The organism is Spirillospora sp. NPDC048819, from assembly GCF_040650055.1.
Taxonomy (GTDB): Bacteria; Actinomycetota; Actinomycetes; order Streptosporangiales; family Streptosporangiaceae; genus Spirillospora.
Window position 1 is genome coordinate 50,661 of sequence record NZ_JBEZGN010000024.1, and the last position, 17,718, is coordinate 68,378.

Here is a 17,718-nt window from a genome sequence, read left to right on the forward strand (position 1 = left end):
CGGAATCTCTACGGAGTGTGATCGTTAAACCCCGTAGCGTGGATTTGTGAGTAAGGTCACAATTGCTCATCCGGCGGCGAAGATCCCCTGGTCCCGTCGGGGTTTTGGCAATGTTCCGGTCAAGTTGACAACCGTCCCACCCGCAGCAATTGTCTCGTTTCGGTTGCGGAGCATCCCTCGGCCTCAGGCATTGTGGCTCCCCGTAAGCACCCCCGGACGGTGCCGGGCCTGAGCGCGTCCCCCTGGGAAACACGCGTGACGGACGCGGCGCCGGCCCGGGTCCGGAGACCGCCTCGCCTGCGGGCGGCCGGCCGGGCCGGGGGTGGAAGCAGTTCGCCCGCGTGTCCATGCGCGTGCGACCGTCGGAAGGACCGCCTTGTACGGAGACCGTCCCGGGTCCCCTAGGCGAGACGAACGACAGAGCTTTGCCCCCCGGGAGCCGTGGCCCGCCGCGGCCCCCACCCCCCAGACCCCCATCATGGCGTCCGACCCGCTCGCCTCCGAGCCCCGGCCCACGGCGCCCCAGCCCGCGGTATCGCGGCACTCGGCGCCGCACGAGGACGACGTGAGGGTCGCCGGCGACGACCGCACCCGCGTCGGCCGGCCCGCCGGTGACACGCTCGGCTTCCAGGCCGCCCCGGACGTGCCGCCCGGCGCCCCCGGCGGGGGCCCCCACGACGAGATCGCGTCCGGCCATCGCGCGCCGCGCGGCGCCGCCTCACGGGCGGGCACCGGCAAGCGCAACGGGATGCGGGTCGCCGCGGTCCTCGCGGGCGCCGTGGTCGCGGTCGGCGGCGGCGCCGTCGCCGCGTTCGCGCTGACCGGCGGCTCCGGCGACGACGGGGCGACCGTCGAGCCGACCAGGCGGCTGGCCGACCCGGCGCCGAAGGTCGACCCGAAGGTCCTGGAGGAGCAGCGGCGCAAGCTGGCCCTGGAACGCGCCTCCCGCGAGACGCGCGCCGACGGCGGCAAGGGACCGGCCCTGCGCCCGAAGGGCGAGCCGCTCCCGACCAAGACGCCGGAGAAGAAGAAGGACGAGGGCGACGGCGGCGGTGGCGGCGGTGTCCCGACCGGTGACCCGGTCCCGGCCGGCGAGGCGCAGCGGATCGCCAAGAAGCTGATGCCGAGCTTCGGTTTCACCGGCGACGGCCAGTTCTCCTGCCTGGTGAAGCTGTGGGACAAGGAGAGCGGCTGGAACGTCCACGCCGACAACCCCTCGTCCGAGGCGTACGGCATCCCGCAGGCCAACCCCGGCTCCAAGATGGCCACCGCCGGGCCCGACTGGCAGAACAACGCCACCACGCAGATCAAGTGGGGCCTGGGCTACATCAAGAACCGCTACGACACCCCGTGTGGCGCATGGTCGCACTCCCAGAACGTCGGCTGGTACTGAGGCGCAGGCGCGTCCCGGGCGCCGTGACAGGCCCTGGGACGCGCCGGACCCCGCGGGACGTCACGACGAGCCGGTCATCCCCAGCACGTCGAGGGCCTCGTCCAGCTGCCCGACGGTCAGTTTCCCGTCGTCCACGTAACCGCGCTCCAGCACGACCTCGCGGATCGTCCTGCGTTCCCTGAGCGCCTGCTTGGCGACCTTCGCCGCCTCTTCGTAGCCGATGTAGCGGTTCAGCGGCGTCACGATCGACGGCGAGGACTCGGCGTACTCGCGCATCCGCTCCACGTCCGCCTCGATGCCGTCCACGCAGCGGTCGGCGAACAGCCGCGACACGTTCGCCAGCAGCGTCACCGACTCCAGGACGTTGCGGGCCAGCATCGGCAGCATCACGTTCAGCTCGAAGCTGCCGGACGCGCCGCCGAACGCGATCGCCGCGTCGTTGCCGATGACCTGCGCGGCGACCTGCGTGACCGCCTCGGGGAGCACCGGGTTCACCTTCCCCGGCATGATCGACGAACCGGGCTGCAGGTCCGGCAGCCGGATCTCGGCCAGCCCCGCCCGCGGCCCGGAGCCCATCCAGCGCAGATCATTCGCGATCTTGGTGAGGCTCACCGCCACGGTGCGCAGCGCGCCGCTCGCCTCGACCAGGCCGTCCCGCGCGCCCTGCGCCTCGAAGTGGTCGCGGGCCTCGGTCAGCGGAAGTCCGGTGACCCGCGCGATCTCCGCGGTGACGCGGCCGCCGAAGCCGTCCGGGGTGTTGATGCCGGTGCCGACCGCGGTCCCGCCGAGCGGCAGTTCCGCCAGCCGGGGCAGGACGGCCTCCAGCCGCTCCACGCCGTGCCCGATCTGCGCCGCGTACCCGCCGAACTCCTGGCCCAGCGTCACCGGCGTCGCGTCCATCAGGTGGGTGCGGCCCGACTTCACCACCGTCCGGAACTCGTCCGCCTTGCGCGCCAGCGCGTCTTGCAGATGGCGCAGCGCGGGGATCAGATCGTTCAGGACGGCCCCGGTCGCCGCGATGTGGATGGACGACGGGAACACGTCGTTGGACGACTGAGAGGCGTTCACGTGGTCGTTCGGGTGCACGGGCCGGCCGAGCCGCTCCTCCGCCAGCGTCGCCACGACCTCGTTGGCGTTCATGTTGGACGACGTCCCGGACCCGGTCTGGAACACGTCGATGGGGAATTGGTCGTCCCACCGGCCGTCCGCGACCTCCCGGGCGGCGTCGGTGATCGCGGCCGCGAGGTCCTTGTCGAGCACGCCGAGTTCGGCGTTCACCGTCGCCGCCGCGGCCTTGACGTGGCCCAGCGCGGCGATGTGCGCGGACTCCAGCGGCCGTCCCGAGATCGGGAAGTTCTCCACCGCGCGCTGCGTCTGCGCCCGCCACTTCGCCGCAGCCGGGACCCGGACCTCTCCCATGGAGTCATGCTCGACCCGGAACTCCTGCTCACCCATGACACGCCCCTCCGAACCGGAAACCGTCACCGCCGTCTTCCATGGCAGCTTCTCAGGTGGCTACCCGATTCCCGCGCGGAGGCATCTGGGACCAGGATCACTCCTTGTTCAGGGTGTAGTTCTTGCGCTCTCCCGGCTGGCCGACGGGTTTCTGCTCTCCGTTCACCCAGACGTCGCAGGCCGACGCGTCGTAGATCACCGCGTTGATGCGCGGCTGGTCGTACTGCCGCGCCTCGTCCTTCTTCAGGGTCTCGTCGCTGAGCACGGTGATCGCGTCGCCCGGCACCGACACGAAGATCTTGCACGCGTCGGTGCGGGCCCGGACGACCAGCGTGCTGGTCTCGACTCCGGGCGGGGCCTGTGCGCTGCGGCCCGCGGGGCTGGACGTCGTCGCGGTGGGGGAGGGGCCGGGGCCCTCCTTCATCATGCCGACGATGAGCGCGGTGGCGCCGATGCCGCAGGAGGCGACGGTCGCGCCGATGAGCGCGATCACGGCCATCAGCCGGTAGCGGGGCGTCGCCGGCCGGCGTCCCGACCGGGGACCGGCCAGGGCGCGTTCGAGGCGGTCGACCGCGCGGGCGTGGCTGAGGCGGCGGGTCGGGTTCTTCTCCAGCAGCCCGGTGATCACCGGCGCGAGCGCGCCGGCGTTGTGCGGGGCGGGGGTCGACTCGTTCGCCAGGGCGCTCAGCGTCGCCATCACGTTGTCGCGCTCGAACGGCGGATGGCCCTCCAGCGCCGCGAACAGCGTCGCGCCGAGCGACCACAGGTCCGACCGCGGGGTGGCCTTCTCCCCGGCGGCGACCTCGGGCGCGACGTACGCGGGCGAACCCATGAAGTGGCCCGTCTTCGTCAGGCTGGCCGAGCCCGAGGAGAACGCGAGGCCGAAGTCGGTGAGCACGACGCGGTCGCCGTCCAGCAGCACGTTGCTGGGCTTGAGGTCGCGGTGCACGATGCCGGCCTTGTGCGCGGTGTTGAGGGCGTCCAGCAGGGCACGGCCGATGTGCGCGACGCGTTCGGGCGGCAGGGGCCCCGAGCGCTCCAGGAGGTGTTCGAGGCTGGGCGCCTCGATCATCTCCATCACGATCCAGGGACGGCCCTGTTCGATGACCACGTCGTACACCTCGACGATGGAGTGCGTGCGCAGCTGAGCGGGGGCGCGCGCCTCTCGGAGGGTACGGCGGTAGAAGACCACCCGGTCGTCCTCGGAGAGGTCTTCGGGGAGGCGCAGCTCTTTGATCGCCACGGCGCGATCGAGAAGCTCGTCATGCCCTCTCCAGACCGTGCCGTTGGCACCCTGACCTATTTCCGAGACCAGCCGGTAGCGCGTCGCTAGAACGAGGCGCTCTGACTGTGACATGGCGGAAAAGATACCGGAGTGGCCAGGCGGTCATCGGGGAGACCTCATTACCAACTTGGATTTTGGGCCGATAATGTGACCTACCGGCCAGAAACATAGCGAAAGGGCGGCCGACGGCCCTCCGGCGGGCCGTCAGCCGCTGCCGATCGTCAGCGCCTGCCGATGGTGAGGACGGGCCCGGTCGTGTCGGCGAAGAAGTCCTCGCCCTTGTCGTCCACCACGATGAACGCGGGGAAATCCTCCACCTCGATCTTCCAGACGGCCTCCATGCCGAGTTCCGGGTACTCCAGGACCTCCACCTTCTTGATGCAGTCCTGGGCGAGCCGTGCGGCGGGGCCGCCGATGGAACCGAGGTAGAAGCCGCCGTGCTCCCTGCAGGCGTCGGTCACCTGCTTCGACCGGTTGCCCTTGGCCAGCATGACCAGCGAGCCGCCGGCCGCCTGGAACTGCTCGACGTAGGAGTCCATCCGCCCGGCCGTGGTCGGGCCGAAGGAGCCGGACGCGTAGCCCTCCGGCGTCTTGGCCGGCCCCGCGTAGTAGACGGCGTGGTCGCGCATGTACTGCGGCATCGGCTCGCCCGCGTCCAGCCGCTCCTTGATCTTGGCGTGCGCGATGTCGCGGGCGACGATGAGCGGCCCGGTCAGCGACAGCCGCGTTTTCACGGGGTACCGGGACAGCTCGGCGCGGATCTCCGCCATCGGGCGGTTGAGGTCGATGCGGACCACCTGACCCTCAGAGCCGCTCCCACCGCCGTTGATCGCACTCCCCCCACCCACCCCGATGTGCTCGTCGGTGGTCTCCGGCATGTACTGCGCCGGGTCGGTCTCCAGCCGCTCCAGGAACACGCCCTCCGCGGTGATCTTGGCGAGGGCCTGCCGGTCGGCGCTGCACGACACCGCCATCGCCACCGGGCAGGACGCGCCGTGCCGCGGCAGCCGGATGACCCGCACGTCGTGGCAGAAGTACTTGCCGCCGAACTGCGCGCCGATGCCGAGCTTCTGCGTCAGTTCGAACACCTGGAGCTCCAGTTCCAGGTCGCGGAAGCCGTGGCCGAGCGGCGAGCCCTCGGACGGCATCGTGTCCAGGTAGTGCGCGGAGGCGTACTTGGCCGTCTTCAGCGCGTACTCGGCGGAGGTGCCGCCGACCACGATCGCCAGGTGGTACGGCGGGCACGCGGCCGTGCCGAGCGAGCGGATCTTCTCCTCCAGGAAGGACATCATCCGCTTCGGGTTCAGGACGGCCTTGGTCTCCTGGAAGAGGTACGACTTGTTCGCGCTGCCGCCGCCCTTGGCCATGAACAGGAACTTGTACGCCTCGCCGGGCGCCGCGTACAGCTCGATCTGCGCGGGCAGGTTGCTGCCGGTGTTCTTCTCGTCCCACATCGTCACCGGCGCCATCTGCGAGTAGCGCAGGTTCAGCTTCGTGTACGCGTCGTACACGCCGCGGGAGATGTGCTCCTCGTCGTTCCCGTCGGTCAGGACGTGCTGGCCGCGCTTGCCCATCACGATCGCGGTGCCGGTGTCCTGGCACATGGGCAGGACGCCGCCGGACGAGATCCCCGCGTTCTTCAGCAGGTCCAGCGCGACGAACCGGTCGTTCGGGGACGCCTCCGGGTCGTCCAGGATCCGGCGGAGCTGCGCCAGGTGCGCGGGACGCAGCAGGTGCGCGATGTCGCGCATCGCGGTCTCGGTGAGCAGCCGCAGCGCCTCCGGCTCGACCTGCAGGAACGTCCGCCCGTTCGCTTCGAACGTGGAGACCCCGTCGGAGGTCAGGAGCCGGTAGTCGGTCTCGTCGGGGCCGAGCGGCAGCAGGTCGGTGTAGGAGAACTCAGGCATCTCAGGCAGATCCTCGCGCGATTCCGATGGGGGCCGGATCACAGGTTACGCACTCGGCGGCCGCGGGCCGACGGGGGGCGACGCGGGTGCGCAGGCCGGCGACGACCCCCGCCGCGACCAGCGCGGCCCCGGCCAGGTCCGCCGGACCGGGCCGGCCGAGGCCGAGCGCGACCGTCGTGATCACCGCGCTGACCGGGATCAGTCCCGCGAACAGCCCCGCGCGGTCGGCCCCGAGCCGTCCGATCGCGTCGTACCAGAGCAGGAACGCGATGGTGGTGACGACGACCGACAGGTACGTGAAGCCGGCCAGCTCACCGGCCGTCGGGACGCGCAGCACCGCCGTCCCGTCCACGGCGACGCCGACGGCCAGCAGCATCGGCGCGGCCAGGGCGGCCGAGTAGGCCGAGACCCGCAGCGGGCCGAGCCTGGGCAGCAGCGGGACGGCCAGCAGCGAGAAGCACACCTCGCCGGCGAGGGCGCCGAGCGAGAGCAGCAGCCCGCGGACGCTGCCGCTCCCGAGTCCGTTGGCGAGCGCGGCCCCGGCCGCCACCGCGCACGCCGCCAGCACGACCGGCGGGGCGGGCCGGCGGCCCTCCAGCAGCGGGCCGGCCAGCGCGAGGACGATCGGGACCGCCGCGATCACCGTGCCGATCGTCGCGGGGCTCGTGTCCCGGGTGGCCGCGACGATGCACACGTTGAACGCGACGAGCCCGGTCGCGGCCAGCGCCGCGAGGAGGGCCCAGTCACGCGGCGACGGCCGCCGCGCGGGCCCGCCGGCGAACCGGACGACGGCCAGCAGGATGAGCGCGGCGACCGCGTACCGGGCGGCCTGCCCGCCGAAGACGGGATACCCGGCGATGGTCGCGGACACGGCGGTCAGCGTCCCGACGAGGAACATCGCGGACCCGGCACCGGCCGTGCCGAGCCCGCCGGACGAGCGAGCGGCGATCAGGTTCATGCCATGGGACGCTAGAGCGCGCTTGGTACCCTAAACAGAGCCAATTGGATCGCGCGAAGCTGGACCATTGAGATTCCCGTGACGCGCAGCCTCCCTTCCGGCGCTGAGTGTCATGTGACCGACCTTCATCTCCCCCTCGACCGGGCCGCCGGACGGCTGGCGGCCCAGATCGCCGCCGGCTTCCGCTCGTCCGTGCGATCCGGCCGGCTGACCGCGGGGACGCGGCTGCCGTCGAGCCGGGACCTGGCCCGCGACCTGGACGTCTCCCGCGGCGTCGTCGTCGCGGCCTACGAACAGCTGACCGCCGAGGGATTCCTCGTCGCGCGGCGCGGCGACGGCACCCGCATCGCGCCGCTGGCCAGGCCCGACGACGGAGCCGCGCCACGGACGCGCGGCGCCGCGCCCCCGGCCCCCGAGCCCCGCCCGGAGCCCGCGCTCCCGTACGACCTGTGGCCGAGCCAGCCCGACCTGTCCGCCTTCCCCCGCGAACGGTGGATCGCCGCCGCCCGCGCCGCGCTGCGCACGCTCCCGCACGACGTGCTCACCTACCCCGACCCGAGCGGCGTCCCGGTCCTGCGCGCGGAGCTGGCCGGATACCTCGCCCGCGTCCGCGCGGCCCACACCGGCCCCGGCCGCGTCGTGGTCATGAACGGGGTGGCGCACGGCCTGTCGGCCCTCCTGCGGCTGCTGCGCGCCGGCGGCCACACGGCCCTCGCCGTCGAGGACCCGACCAGCGTCCGGCAGCTGCCGATGATCGAGGCGTCCGGCCTGCGGGTCGTCCGCGTCCCCGTGGACGGCGAGGGCGTGGACGTCGACGCGCTCGCCGCCACCGGGGCGCGCGCCGTCCTCGTGACGCCCGCGCACCAGTACCCGACGGGCGTCGTCCTGTCCCCGGCCCGCCGCGCCGAACTGATCGCCTGGGCGCGGGGCGTGGACGGCCTGATCCTGGAGGACGACTACGACGCCGAGTTCCGCTATGACCGCGAGCCCGTCGGCTGCCTCCAGGGAGTCGACCCGGACCGCGTCGTCCTGCTCGGCTCGGTGAGCAAGTCCCTCGCGCCCGCGCTGCGCCTCGGCTGGGCCGTCGCGCCGCCGGCCATGGCCGCGCGGCTGCGCGAGCACCGCGAGAACACCGACCTCGGCGGACCCGTCCTGGAGCAGTACGCCCTCGCCGAGTTCCTGCGCGGCGGCGGATACGACCGGCACCTGCGCACGATGCGGCGGCGCTACCGGTCCCGGCGGGACGCCCTCGCCGAGGCGCTGAGCGTCCACCTGCCGGGCGCCACGGTTCACGGCGTCTCAGCGGGCATCCACCTCTATGTGGAACTACCCGCCGGACGCGACGAGGACGAGGTCGTCGCCCGCGCCGCACGGGCCGGCGTGTCGGTCGCGGGCGCCAGGACCATGTGGTCCCCGGCACGCGCGGGCCAGGCCCCGCCGGCACTCGTCCTCGGCTACGCCAGGCTCACCGAGACCCGCCTGGTCGAGGCGGCGGAACTCCTTGGTCAAGCGGTTACTCACGGTGCTGAGGGGTAGGACCAGCATCCCCTGTGTAGGAGGTATGCATGAGTCTGGAAGAGGCCGCGCGGCAGCTGAAGATGGCCGGCCACGATGCGCAGGTGGCCTTCGACTGTGTCGGCCTTGGCGACCTCGAAAGGGCACAGGAGCACGCCGTCACCCTCCGCGCCGCAGCCGATGCCGCCGAAGTCGCGCTCAGCCGCGCCCTCCAGGACCTAACCCCCGAACAGGCCATGGCCGAAGGCGAAAGGGCCATCATCGCCATGGAGGATGCGTGATCTTCCAGGGGGGCGACCCCCTGGAACCCCCGTTACGAGCCGGTCGATCCTCACGCCACGGCTCGGGTGTGTTGTGACCGTGCTGGTCGGTGCCGTGTCGCTGCGGTCGCCCGGCTCGGCGGGCATGCGCCCTCCGCTCGCTGCGCTCGCTCCACGCGCCTGCCCGTGCACCGGTGGCTGAGGTTCAAACTGCCGGGCGCTCCATGGCGTTGCCCCCTGGACTAACACATCACGGGTCGGGCGGCCGGAGGGCGTTCAACGCCCGGAGGTCGCACGACCCGCCGAGCCGGGTGACCGCAGCGACACGCCGCTGACCGGTTGGGTCCCTACACACCGGAACCGTGGCGTGAGGATCGACCGGCTCGCGACGGGGGTTCCAGGGGGTCGCCCCCCTGGGCAGGCACAGCAAAGCCCTTGGCTGTTAGGAAAACTACGAGGATCAGGGCTGTTGGGGCGATGAACGCAAGGCGCAGGCCGTGGTCGGGGCTGAGGGGGGCGATGGCGCCGACGATGGCGGCGCCCAGGACGAAGCCGACGTAGTTGAAGATGTTCACGCGGGCCACGGCCACGCCCAGTCCGGTCGGGTCGACCCGGCCGGCGGCGGTGAAGCAGACCGGGGCGATCACGCTGAGGCCGAGCCCGGCGACCGCGAACGCGGCGATGGCGAAGGCCGCGTTCGGCGCGGCGACCACGCCGAGCATGCCGACGATGCCGACGGCGCCGCCGAGGCGCACGACCCGCACGGGGCCCGAGCGGCGGACGGCGAGGTCGGCGACGCCGCGGCTGACCACCATGGCGATCTGGTACGCGACGTAGCCGAGGGGCGCGACCCAGTCGGCGCTGGACAGTTCGTCGTCGAGGTACTTGGCGCCGTAGTTGGAGATGGCCGCGTCGGCGAGGTAGGCGACGGCCATCGCGGCGCCGACGATGAGGATCGGCCGCCAGGGGACGCTGCGTCCCGCGGCCTTCAGCTCCGCGGCGGTCGGCCCGTCGCCCTCCTCGGCGCGGCGGTAGAGGCGGTGGCCGGTGGCGGCGGACGCGGCGACCGCGACGGCGGCGGCGATCGCGAAGCACGCGAACAGCGGCAGGTCGATCTTGTTGGAGAGGGACGCCCAGAGGCCGCCGAGGATGCCGGCGACGCTCCACACCGCGTAGAAGCCGGTGATCAGGCTGACCCCGTACCGGCGTTCGACGGCGACCGCCTGCGCGTTCATCGAGGCGTCCACCGCGCCGACGAACAGGCCGAACGCGGCGACGGCGACGTACAGGGCGACGTCGTTGTCGCCGGTGAGGCCGATCAGCGCGATCGTGACGGCGACCGCGGGCTGCGACACCCGCAGCACCGGTCCGCTGCCGAACCGCTGGAACAGGGCGCCGGACGCGACGCTGCCCACCCCGGCGACCAGCGGGACCATCAGCAGCACCAGCGACAGCGTGGCGTCGCTGAGGTGGTGGGCCTTCTGCATCTGCGGGACCTGCGTCACGAGGGACGCGAAGCAGAGCCCCTGGACGGCGAACGCCGTGTAGGCGGACAACCGGGCCTGCCGGTCCCGCGTGGTGATGCCCTGGCTCATGCGGCCCGACCCCTCTGAGCTGCCGAATGTGAAGAAAGTTCGCGTCAGCGTAGGGACAGGGTACGCGTCCGGTCAACGGTCAGTCGATGAGGCGATTGCGCATGCCGCGGACGGCGATGACCCACATCAGGGCCGCGAAGAGCACCAGGGCGCCGAAGTGCCCGAGGTCGGCGAGCGGGTCCAGGCCGAACACCGCGTCCCTGACCAGCTCGACGCAGTGGTAGAGCGGGTTGAGGTACGCGGCCTTCTGCGCCCAGCCCGGCAGCGCGTCGACCGGGAAGAACGTCCCGGCGATCAGGAACAGCGGGGTCACCACGCCGGTGATCACATAGTCGAACGAGTTGATGGACGGGACCACCGACGACGTCCACGTCCCGAACAGCCCGAAGCCCAGCGCGGTGAAGAACGTCACGAACGGGACGAGCAGCATCCCGAACGAGGGGTCGAGGCCGAAGAACAGCGCCACCACGAGCGGCGTGCACGAGTACACCGCCGACTTGGCCGCGATCCACAGCGCTTCGGCCGTCACCAGCTCGTGGACGTCGACGGGCGTGGCGAGCATCGCGTCGTAGGTGTGCTGGAACACGCGCCTGATGTAGCCGTTGAACATGCCAGGGAACACCGAGGTGAACAGCGCCGCCACCCCGACGACGCCGGTCGCGACGAAGTCCAGGTACCGGTAGTCGCCGATCATCGCGATCATCGAGCCGAACCCGTAGCCGAAGGCGAGCAGGAAGAACGTCGGCTCCACCATCGAGGCGAACGACTGCGACTTCCAGTACCGCTTGTACAGGGCCAGCTCGTGCCGCCAGATGCCGGCCACCGGCGCGAACTCGAAGCGCCGGAGCCGCGGCGCCTGGACGGTCTTTCCCGCTCCCTGCGGGAGGGCGACTTCCCGCACCCCCCGGTTCGCTCCGCTCATTCCTGCTCCTTGCGGGGGGTCGACCCCCCGCACCCCCCGGTTCGCTCCGCTCATTCCACACGCTCCCCGGTCAGTACGACGAACACGTCCTCGAGGCTGGCGGCGCGGCGCACGCCGTCCGGGCCCAGTTCGTCCTCCAGGGACGGCGGGATGGTCTCCGCCTTCAGCACCGACACCGACGGGCCGGTGCGGCGCGTGGAAAGCCCGGCGCCCCTGGCGATCCGCTCCACCTCCGTCAGCCGGCCGGGCGGCCCGTAGTGCTCGACGACCCGGTCGCCCGCGTACTCGGCCACCAGCGCCGACGGCGAGCCCCGGGCGATGACGCGGCCGTGCGACATCAGCGCGCACTCGTCCGCGAGCCGCTCGGCCTCCTCGATGTAGTGCGTGGACATCAGGACGGTCGTGCCCCCGGCGCGCAGCCCGTCGATCAGCCCCCACAGCTCGGCCCGCACCTGCGGGTCGAGCCCGACGGTCGGCTCGTCCAGCAGCACCAGCGCGGGACTGTGCACCAGCCCGCGCGCGATCAGCAGCCGCCGCCGCATGCCGCCGGACAGGTCGTCCACCTTGGTGAGCTGCTTCCCGGTCAGGTGCGCCAGTGCCAGCGCGTCGTCCACCGCCTGGCGCCGCGCCCGGCGCGGCACCCGGTACAGGTGCGCGAACACCTCCAGGTTCTCGCGGGCGGTCAGCTCCTCGTCGAGGTTGTCCTGCTGCGGGACGACGCCCATCACGGCCCGCGCGCGCTTGGCCTCCCGCGGGACCTGGAAGCCCAGCACGTGGATGCCGCCCTCGTCGGCGATCGCCTGCGCGGTCAGCATCTTCATCGTGGTCGACTTGCCGGCGCCGTTCGGGCCGAGAAGCCCCAGGCAGACCCCCGCGGGCACCTCGAGGTCGAGCCCGTCCACGGCGGTGAAGTCGCCGAAGCGCTTGACGACGCCGCGAAGACTGATCGCCGCCGCCGCGCCGGGGTCCCGCCGGGCGTCCTCGACCCGGGCTCGTTGCAAAGTCATAACCTCACAGTACGGAGAGGGCCGGACATGACCCCAACGGTTTTCCGGGCGGCGCCGCGCCGCCCGGAGGTTAATCTCTAGGTGTGGACGTCCCCCATCGCCCGGCCGCCGAAAAGGTGACACGCGTGCGCGACCTGCGCGCGTCCGACGCCGACCGGGAACGCGTCGTCGCCGTGCTCGGCGAGGCGCTCGCGGACGGCAGGCTCACGATGGACGAGCACGGCGACCGCACGTCCCGCGCGTACGCCGCCCGCACCCTCGGCGAACTCACCGGCCTCACCGGCGACCTCAGCCCCGAGGAGGCCCAGCCCATCCTCGTGGACGACCGCCCGGTCTCGGTCTTCTTCGGCCGCACCCGCCGCGACGGACGCTGGGTCGTCCCGGTGAAGCTCCCGCTGCTCGCCCTGTTCGGAACGGTCGAACTGGACCTGCGCGAGGCCGTCCTGCAGCGCCGCCACATCGTGGTCGACTCCCTGGTCCTCGGCGGCCGGATCCGTCTCCTCGTCCCCGACGGGGTCCGCGTGGACATCACCGGCCGCACCATCCTCACCACGCGGGACGTGCGCGCCCGTCCCGCGGCCGAGGGCCCGACCATCGAGGTCGGCGGCACCATGATCTTCGGCTCCGTGCGCGCCCGCGCCCCCCGGCTCCCGCTGCGCACACGGTTCCGCAACCGCCTCACCCGCGGCGGGCGGAACGGCTAGACAGCCGTGTCGAAGTTGATCGCGCTGTAGGCGCGGAGCTTGTTCAGCTTGTGCTCGCTGGAGATCGACCGGATCGTCCCGCTGCGGGACCGCATGACCAGCGAATGCGTGACCGCCGTGCCCTTGTCGTAGCGGACGCCGTCGACCAGCTCGCCGTCGGTGATGCCGGTCGCGGCGAAGAACACGTCGTCCGAGGTCACCAGGTCGTCGGTGGTCAGCACCCGGCCCAGCTCGTGACCGGCGGCGGTCGCCTTCGCCCGCTCCTCGTCGTCCTGCGGCCACAACCGGCCCTGGATCACCCCGCCCAGCGCCCTGATCGCGCAGGCGGCGATGATGCCCTCCGGCGTGCCGCCGATGCCGAGCAGCAGGTCCACGCCGGTACCGGGGCGGCACGCCATGATCGCGCCGGCGACGTCGCCGTCCATGATGAACTTGATCCGCGCCCCGGCCTCGCGGACCTCCTTGACGATGCCCTCGTGGCGCGGCCGGTCCAGGATGCAGACGGTCACGTCGTGGGGCGAGGAGCCCTTGGCCCGCGCGATCGCGCGGATGTTGTCGGCGATCGGGCGCTCGATGTCGACCGCGTCGGCCGCCTCCGGGCCCGTCACCAGCTTCTCCATGTAGAACACGGCGGACGGGTCGAACATCGACCCGCGCGGCGCGACCGACAGCACCGCGATCGCGTTGTTCATGCCGAGCGCGGTCAGCCGGGTCCCGTCCACCGGGTCGACGGCGACGTCGCACTCGGCGCCGGAGCCGTCCCCGACCTGCTCGCCGTTGAACAGCATCGGCGCGTGGTCCTTCTCGCCTTCGCCGATGACCACGACGCCCTTCATGGACACGGTGTTGATCAACTGGCGCATGGCGTTGACGGCGGCGCCGTCGGCGCCGTTCTTGTCACCCCGGCCGACCCAGCGGGCCGCGGCCATGGCGGCGGCCTCGGTCACGCGGACCAGCTCCATCGCCAGGTTGCGGTCCGGGGCCTCGGGCTCGGTCGTGAGGGGAGAGGAAACGGTGGTCTCATCGGACATGGCGCGGCAGCCCCTTCGGTCGGCGATGACTCGGATTCTCCGTGGACCGGACGCCCTGCCACAAATTGGACCAGACCAACCGGGCGCGGGACGTCTCGGCCGGTGAACACGTACCGCGTGGGGACCGGATTTGACGGTCCCACGGGCAAGGGATCGTTTCCCCATGGGAGAGGGCGTAATCTCAGGCGTCATGAGCAGCCACATCGACGTCCCGTCCGGCGGGGTGACACAGAACGGGGACGCGCGGGCCGCCGACGTCCCCGCGCGGACCTCCGACCGCGGGGCCGCCACGCGCGGCGCCCTCCTGGCCGCGGCGAGGGACGTCTTCTGTGAGTCGGGCTTCGCCCAGGCCGCGGTGACCGACATCGTCGCCAAGGCGGGCGCCAGCGTCGGCAGCCTTTACCACCACTTCAACGGCAAGGCCGACCTGTACCTGACGCTGTTCGAGGAGTTCCAGGGCGGGCAGCAGGAGCGCACCCGCGAGGCGATCAACGCCGTCCGGGAGGCGGGCGAGACCGACCCGATGCGGCAGTTCATCGCCGGCGCCGGCGCCTACCTCAACGGCTGCCTGGAGGAGCGGGACGTCGCCCGGCTGTTCATCTCCGGCGACGGGCCGCCCGGCTTCGACCGCGTCATGCGGCAGCGGCTCAACAAGTGGGCGCGCCGCAACGCCGCGCTGTTCCACACCGCCGACGGCGGCGTGGACGAGGCCCTGGTCATGGTGCTGACCGGCGCGATGGCGGGCGCGGTGTCGGAGATCTCGCTGATGGACGACGAGGACGCCGCCCGCAAGCTCGCCGACGAGATCATGGGCATCGTCGGCACGATCAGGAACCCCCGTACCGAGCAGCGCTGACCGTGCGGGATCCTGGACGGGTGACCGACAAGACCCCATCCTCCGTCCCGGAGGCCGAGGACGCCCCGCGCGGAGATGACGCCCCGCGCGGGGAGGACATCCCGCGCGAGCAGGACGCCCCGCGCGAGGGGGACGCGCCTCCCGAGGGGGACGCGCCTCCCGGGAGCGGCGCTCCCGCCGGGCGGCCCGTGGTGCAGGTGAGCCCCGCCGTGCACAAGCGGCTGACCACGGGGCTCGGCGGTTTCGCGCTGGCGATGGGCGCGTGCCTGCTGCTCGTGCTGGCGATCTATGCCGCCACGCCCCGCAGCGACGAGGAGATCCTGCCGACCGTCGACTACAGCTCGCAGCTGTGGGCGATGACCAACGACGCGCCCTACACCGCGTACGCGCCCGAGGGGCTTCCGGCGGCCTGGCGTCCCACCAGCTCACGGCTGCACGGCCTCGGCGAGGGCGGCGGCGAGCCCGTCGCCTGGCACCTCGGGTTCCTGACGCCCAGCGACGAGTACGCGGCGCTGGAGCAGAGCGACGAGAAGGCGTCCGAGTACATCCCGCGCATGGCCAACAGCAGCAAGCCGACCGGCACGATGCAGGTGAACGGCCAGACGTGGACCAAGTACCACCGCAAGGACAAGCACGCGAACACCCTCGCCCTCACCGTGCCGGGCGGGCCGAGCCTGGTGGTGACCGGCACGGCGACCTACGAGGAACTCGCGATCCTGGCGGGCTCGCTCAAGCCGCAGACCGGGAAGGACGCGCCCCTCGTCCCCTCCGGCGCGGCCACGCCGCGTTCCTGACGAGCCTCAGAACGGTGCCCCGGCGTCGTCCTCGCCGGGCTGGGCCATCGCCGCGGCCAGCCGCGCCCGGGCGCCCTCCAGCCACTCCTCGCAGATCGCGGCGAGCTTCTCGCCCCGCTCCCACAGGGCGAGGGACTCCTCCAGCGTCAGCCCGCCGGCCTCCAGCCGCTTGACGACATCGGCCAGCTCGTCCCGTGCCTGCTCGTACGACGGCTTGTCCGCCGTCTCCTTCTCGTCCGCCATTCGCCCCACTCTTTCATCCATGAGGGACAACCCCCATACCCTCGGGAAGCGTTCACGACCCTGCGCGTTCGGTGACCGTGACGCCGAGACGGCCGTCCGACAGCCGGACGTGGAGGTGCTCGCCGTCCTTGACCGACGCGGACTCGCGCACGACCGACGCGTCCTCGCGCTGGACGATCGCGTACCCGCGCTCCAGCGTCGCGGCGGGCGACAGGGCCAGCAGCCGGGCGCGGGTGTGCGACAGCTCGTCCCCGGCCCGGTCCAGCGCGCCGGACAGGCAGCGCCGCGCCCGGTCGCGCAGCGCCAGGACCCGCTCGGACTGCCGCTCGACCTCCCGCACCGGGTCGGCCAGCGCCGGCCTCGACCGGATGGCCTTCAGCCACGCCCGCTCCCGTTCCACGCCGCCCGCCAGGCAGCGCCGCCCCCGGTCGCGCAGCTGCCGGACGAGCTGAAGCTGCTCGCGCACGTCCGGCACGGCCTTCTTCGCCGCGTCGGTCGGGGTGGACGCCCGCACGTCCGCGACGAGGTCCAGGATCGGCGAGTCCTGCTCGTGCCCGATCGCGCTGACGACCGGGGTGCGGGCGGCGGCGACCGCGCGGACCAGCGCCTCGTCCGAGAACGGCAGCAGGTCCTCCATCGCGCCGCCGCCCCGCGCGATGATGATCACGTCGATCTCGGGGTCGGCGTCCAGCGCCCGCAGCGCCTCCATCACCTCGCCGACCGCGTACGAGCCCTGCACCGCGGTGTTCTCCACCCGGAACGACACCGCCGGCCAGCGCCGCCGCGCGTTCTCCAGGACGTCGTGCTCCGCGTCGGAGTCGCGCCCGCAGATCAGCCCGATTTTGCCGGGCAGGAACGGCAGCGCGCGCTTGCGCTCGGGGCGGAACAGGCCCTCGGAGGCCAGCACCCGCTTGAGCCGCTCCAGGCGGGCCAGCAGCTCGCCGACGCCGACCGGCCTGACCTCCAGGGCGCTGAGCGAGAACGACCCCCGGTTGATCCAGAAGTCGGGCTTGGCGTGGACGACGACGCGGGCGCCGTCGGTGACCGCCGGCCCGGCGGCCTCGAACACCGCGCGGGGGCCGACGACCCGCACCGACATGTTCGCCACGGGATCGCGCAGCGTCAGATAGACCGTCCCGCCGCGGGCGTTGAGGTCGGTGATCTGGCCCTCGACCCAGATGCGGCCGAGCTTGCCGATCCAGCCGCTCACGGCCTGCAGAACCGTCCGCACCGGGACGGGCGATTCGGCCGAGGTCTCCATTGCCATGCGGGCAGCCTACGGTGATGTCCGTGACTCCGAGGAGAGTGACCTTGACCGTGTCCGACCGTGAGCTCGCCGAGGGCCTCAACCAGCGGCTCCGCGACGTCGTGCTGATGCTGCGCCGGGTCAGCGCCGACCAGCCGATCACCAGCCAGCAGCTGTCCGTGCTCGGCTCCCTGGAGAACGGGCCGCGCCGGATGACGGAGCTGGCCGCCGAGCACGGCGTCCGGCTCCCGACCATGACCGCCCAGATCAACCGGCTCGAACGCGACGGGCTGATCACGCGCGGCCGGGACGGCGCCGACGCCCGCGTCGTCACCGCCGGGCTCACCGCGACGGGACGCGACCGGCTGGCCGCCGGACGCGAACGCAGGATCGGCATCCTCGCGGAACGGCTCGCGCACCTGACGGAAGAGGAGCGCGCCGCGGTCGCCGAGGCACTGCCCGCCCTGGGCAAGCTCTTCGGCACGCCGTGAACGGTGGGCGGGAGTCGTCCACGCATGCGAAAGGCCCCCGGACTGTCGCCGGGGGC

At 72.4% G+C, this 17,718-nt stretch carries 17 protein-coding genes; 7 read left to right on the top strand and 10 right to left on the bottom strand.

What is annotated here, in order from left to right:
* Positions 1 to 478: 478 nt before the first annotated feature.
* The gene (locus AB0C35_RS28130; RefSeq protein ID WP_358461876.1) at positions 479 to 1,393 is read left to right on the top strand and encodes a lytic transglycosylase domain-containing protein; all 915 of its coding nucleotides are present in this window, start codon (positions 479 to 481) and stop codon (positions 1,391 to 1,393) included.
* A gap of 60 nt (positions 1,394 to 1,453) precedes the next feature.
* Here AB0C35_RS28130 and AB0C35_RS28135 read toward each other — a convergent pair whose 3' ends face one another.
* The 4 genes from AB0C35_RS28135 to AB0C35_RS28150 all read right to left on the bottom strand — a co-directional run bounded on the left by AB0C35_RS28135 (position 1,454) and on the right by AB0C35_RS28150 (position 6,998).
* Positions 1,454 to 2,848: a class II fumarate hydratase gene (locus tag AB0C35_RS28135; RefSeq protein WP_358461879.1), complete on the bottom strand. Its 1,395-nt coding sequence runs from the start codon at positions 2,846 to 2,848 to the stop codon at positions 1,454 to 1,456.
* 97 nt (positions 2,849 to 2,945) lie between these two features.
* On the bottom strand, positions 2,946 to 4,205 hold the full coding sequence (locus AB0C35_RS28140) for a serine/threonine-protein kinase (protein ID WP_358461882.1): 1,260 nt from the start codon (positions 4,203 to 4,205) through the stop codon (positions 2,946 to 2,948).
* Between the two features lie 149 nt (positions 4,206 to 4,354).
* Positions 4,355 to 6,040 carry a fumarate hydratase gene (locus AB0C35_RS28145; RefSeq protein WP_358461885.1) on the bottom strand — a complete coding sequence of 562 codons (1,686 nt, stop codon included), beginning with the start codon at positions 6,038 to 6,040 and terminating at the stop codon, positions 4,355 to 4,357.
* A gap of 1 nt (position 6,041) precedes the next feature.
* Positions 6,042 to 6,998, bottom strand: a complete 957-nt coding sequence (locus AB0C35_RS28150) for a DMT family transporter (RefSeq protein WP_358461888.1) — start codon at positions 6,996 to 6,998, stop codon at positions 6,042 to 6,044.
* 114 nt (positions 6,999 to 7,112) lie between these two features.
* Between AB0C35_RS28150 and AB0C35_RS28155 the strand changes: the two genes are divergently transcribed.
* Complete coding sequence (locus AB0C35_RS28155; protein WP_358461891.1) at positions 7,113 to 8,534, top strand: PLP-dependent aminotransferase family protein; 1,422 nt, start codon at positions 7,113 to 7,115, stop codon at positions 8,532 to 8,534.
* 29 nt (positions 8,535 to 8,563) lie between these two features.
* Positions 8,564 to 8,794, top strand: a complete 231-nt coding sequence (locus tag AB0C35_RS28160) for a hypothetical protein (RefSeq protein WP_358461894.1) — start codon at positions 8,564 to 8,566, stop codon at positions 8,792 to 8,794.
* Positions 8,795 to 9,120: 326 nt separating this feature from the next.
* On the opposite strand, the gene AB0C35_RS28165 is transcribed toward AB0C35_RS28160, so the two are convergent.
* The 3 genes from AB0C35_RS28165 to AB0C35_RS28175 form a co-directional block, all read right to left on the bottom strand.
* Positions 9,121 to 10,368: an MFS transporter gene (locus tag AB0C35_RS28165; protein WP_358461897.1), complete on the bottom strand. Its 1,248-nt coding sequence runs from the start codon at positions 10,366 to 10,368 to the stop codon at positions 9,121 to 9,123.
* 79 nt (positions 10,369 to 10,447) lie between these two features.
* Positions 10,448 to 11,290 (bottom strand): ABC transporter permease, encoded by an 843-nt coding sequence (locus tag AB0C35_RS28170; RefSeq protein ID WP_358461900.1) that lies wholly within the window; start codon positions 11,288 to 11,290, stop codon positions 10,448 to 10,450.
* A 50-nt stretch (positions 11,291 to 11,340) separates the two neighbouring features.
* Positions 11,341 to 12,297 carry an ABC transporter ATP-binding protein gene (locus AB0C35_RS28175; protein ID WP_358461903.1) on the bottom strand — a complete coding sequence of 319 codons (957 nt, stop codon included), beginning with the start codon at positions 12,295 to 12,297 and terminating at the stop codon, positions 11,341 to 11,343.
* Positions 12,298 to 12,380: 83 nt separating this feature from the next.
* Between AB0C35_RS28175 and AB0C35_RS28180 the strand changes: the two genes are divergently transcribed.
* Positions 12,381 to 13,001 carry a DUF1707 domain-containing protein gene (locus AB0C35_RS28180; protein WP_358461906.1) on the top strand — a complete coding sequence of 207 codons (621 nt, stop codon included), beginning with the start codon at positions 12,381 to 12,383 and terminating at the stop codon, positions 12,999 to 13,001.
* On the opposite strand, the gene glpX is transcribed toward AB0C35_RS28180, so the two are convergent.
* The gene (glpX, locus tag AB0C35_RS28185; protein ID WP_358461909.1) at positions 12,998 to 14,032 is read right to left on the bottom strand and encodes a class II fructose-bisphosphatase; all 1,035 of its coding nucleotides are present in this window, start codon (positions 14,030 to 14,032) and stop codon (positions 12,998 to 13,000) included. The genes AB0C35_RS28180 and glpX overlap by 4 nt on opposite strands.
* Before the next feature lie 190 nt (positions 14,033 to 14,222).
* Here glpX and AB0C35_RS28190 point away from each other — a divergent pair, with 190 nt between their 5' ends.
* The gene (locus AB0C35_RS28190) at positions 14,223 to 14,888 is read left to right on the top strand and encodes a TetR/AcrR family transcriptional regulator (RefSeq protein ID WP_358461912.1); all 666 of its coding nucleotides are present in this window, start codon (positions 14,223 to 14,225) and stop codon (positions 14,886 to 14,888) included.
* Between the two features lie 20 nt (positions 14,889 to 14,908).
* Positions 14,909 to 15,682, top strand: a complete 774-nt coding sequence (locus AB0C35_RS28195) for a DUF4245 domain-containing protein (protein WP_358461915.1) — start codon at positions 14,909 to 14,911, stop codon at positions 15,680 to 15,682.
* Positions 15,683 to 15,688: 6 nt separating this feature from the next.
* Here AB0C35_RS28195 and AB0C35_RS28200 read toward each other — a convergent pair whose 3' ends face one another.
* Complete coding sequence (locus AB0C35_RS28200; RefSeq protein ID WP_358461918.1) at positions 15,689 to 15,925, bottom strand: exodeoxyribonuclease VII small subunit; 237 nt, start codon at positions 15,923 to 15,925, stop codon at positions 15,689 to 15,691.
* Positions 15,926 to 15,977: 52 nt separating this feature from the next.
* Positions 15,978 to 17,192: an exodeoxyribonuclease VII large subunit gene (gene xseA, locus AB0C35_RS28205; RefSeq protein WP_358461921.1), complete on the bottom strand. Its 1,215-nt coding sequence runs from the start codon at positions 17,190 to 17,192 to the stop codon at positions 15,978 to 15,980.
* A gap of 50 nt (positions 17,193 to 17,242) precedes the next feature.
* On the opposite strand from xseA, the gene AB0C35_RS28210 reads away from it, so the two are divergent.
* Positions 17,243 to 17,662: a MarR family transcriptional regulator gene (locus AB0C35_RS28210; RefSeq protein ID WP_358462132.1), complete on the top strand. Its 420-nt coding sequence runs from the start codon at positions 17,243 to 17,245 to the stop codon at positions 17,660 to 17,662.
* The last annotated feature ends 56 nt before the right edge of the window (positions 17,663 to 17,718 follow it).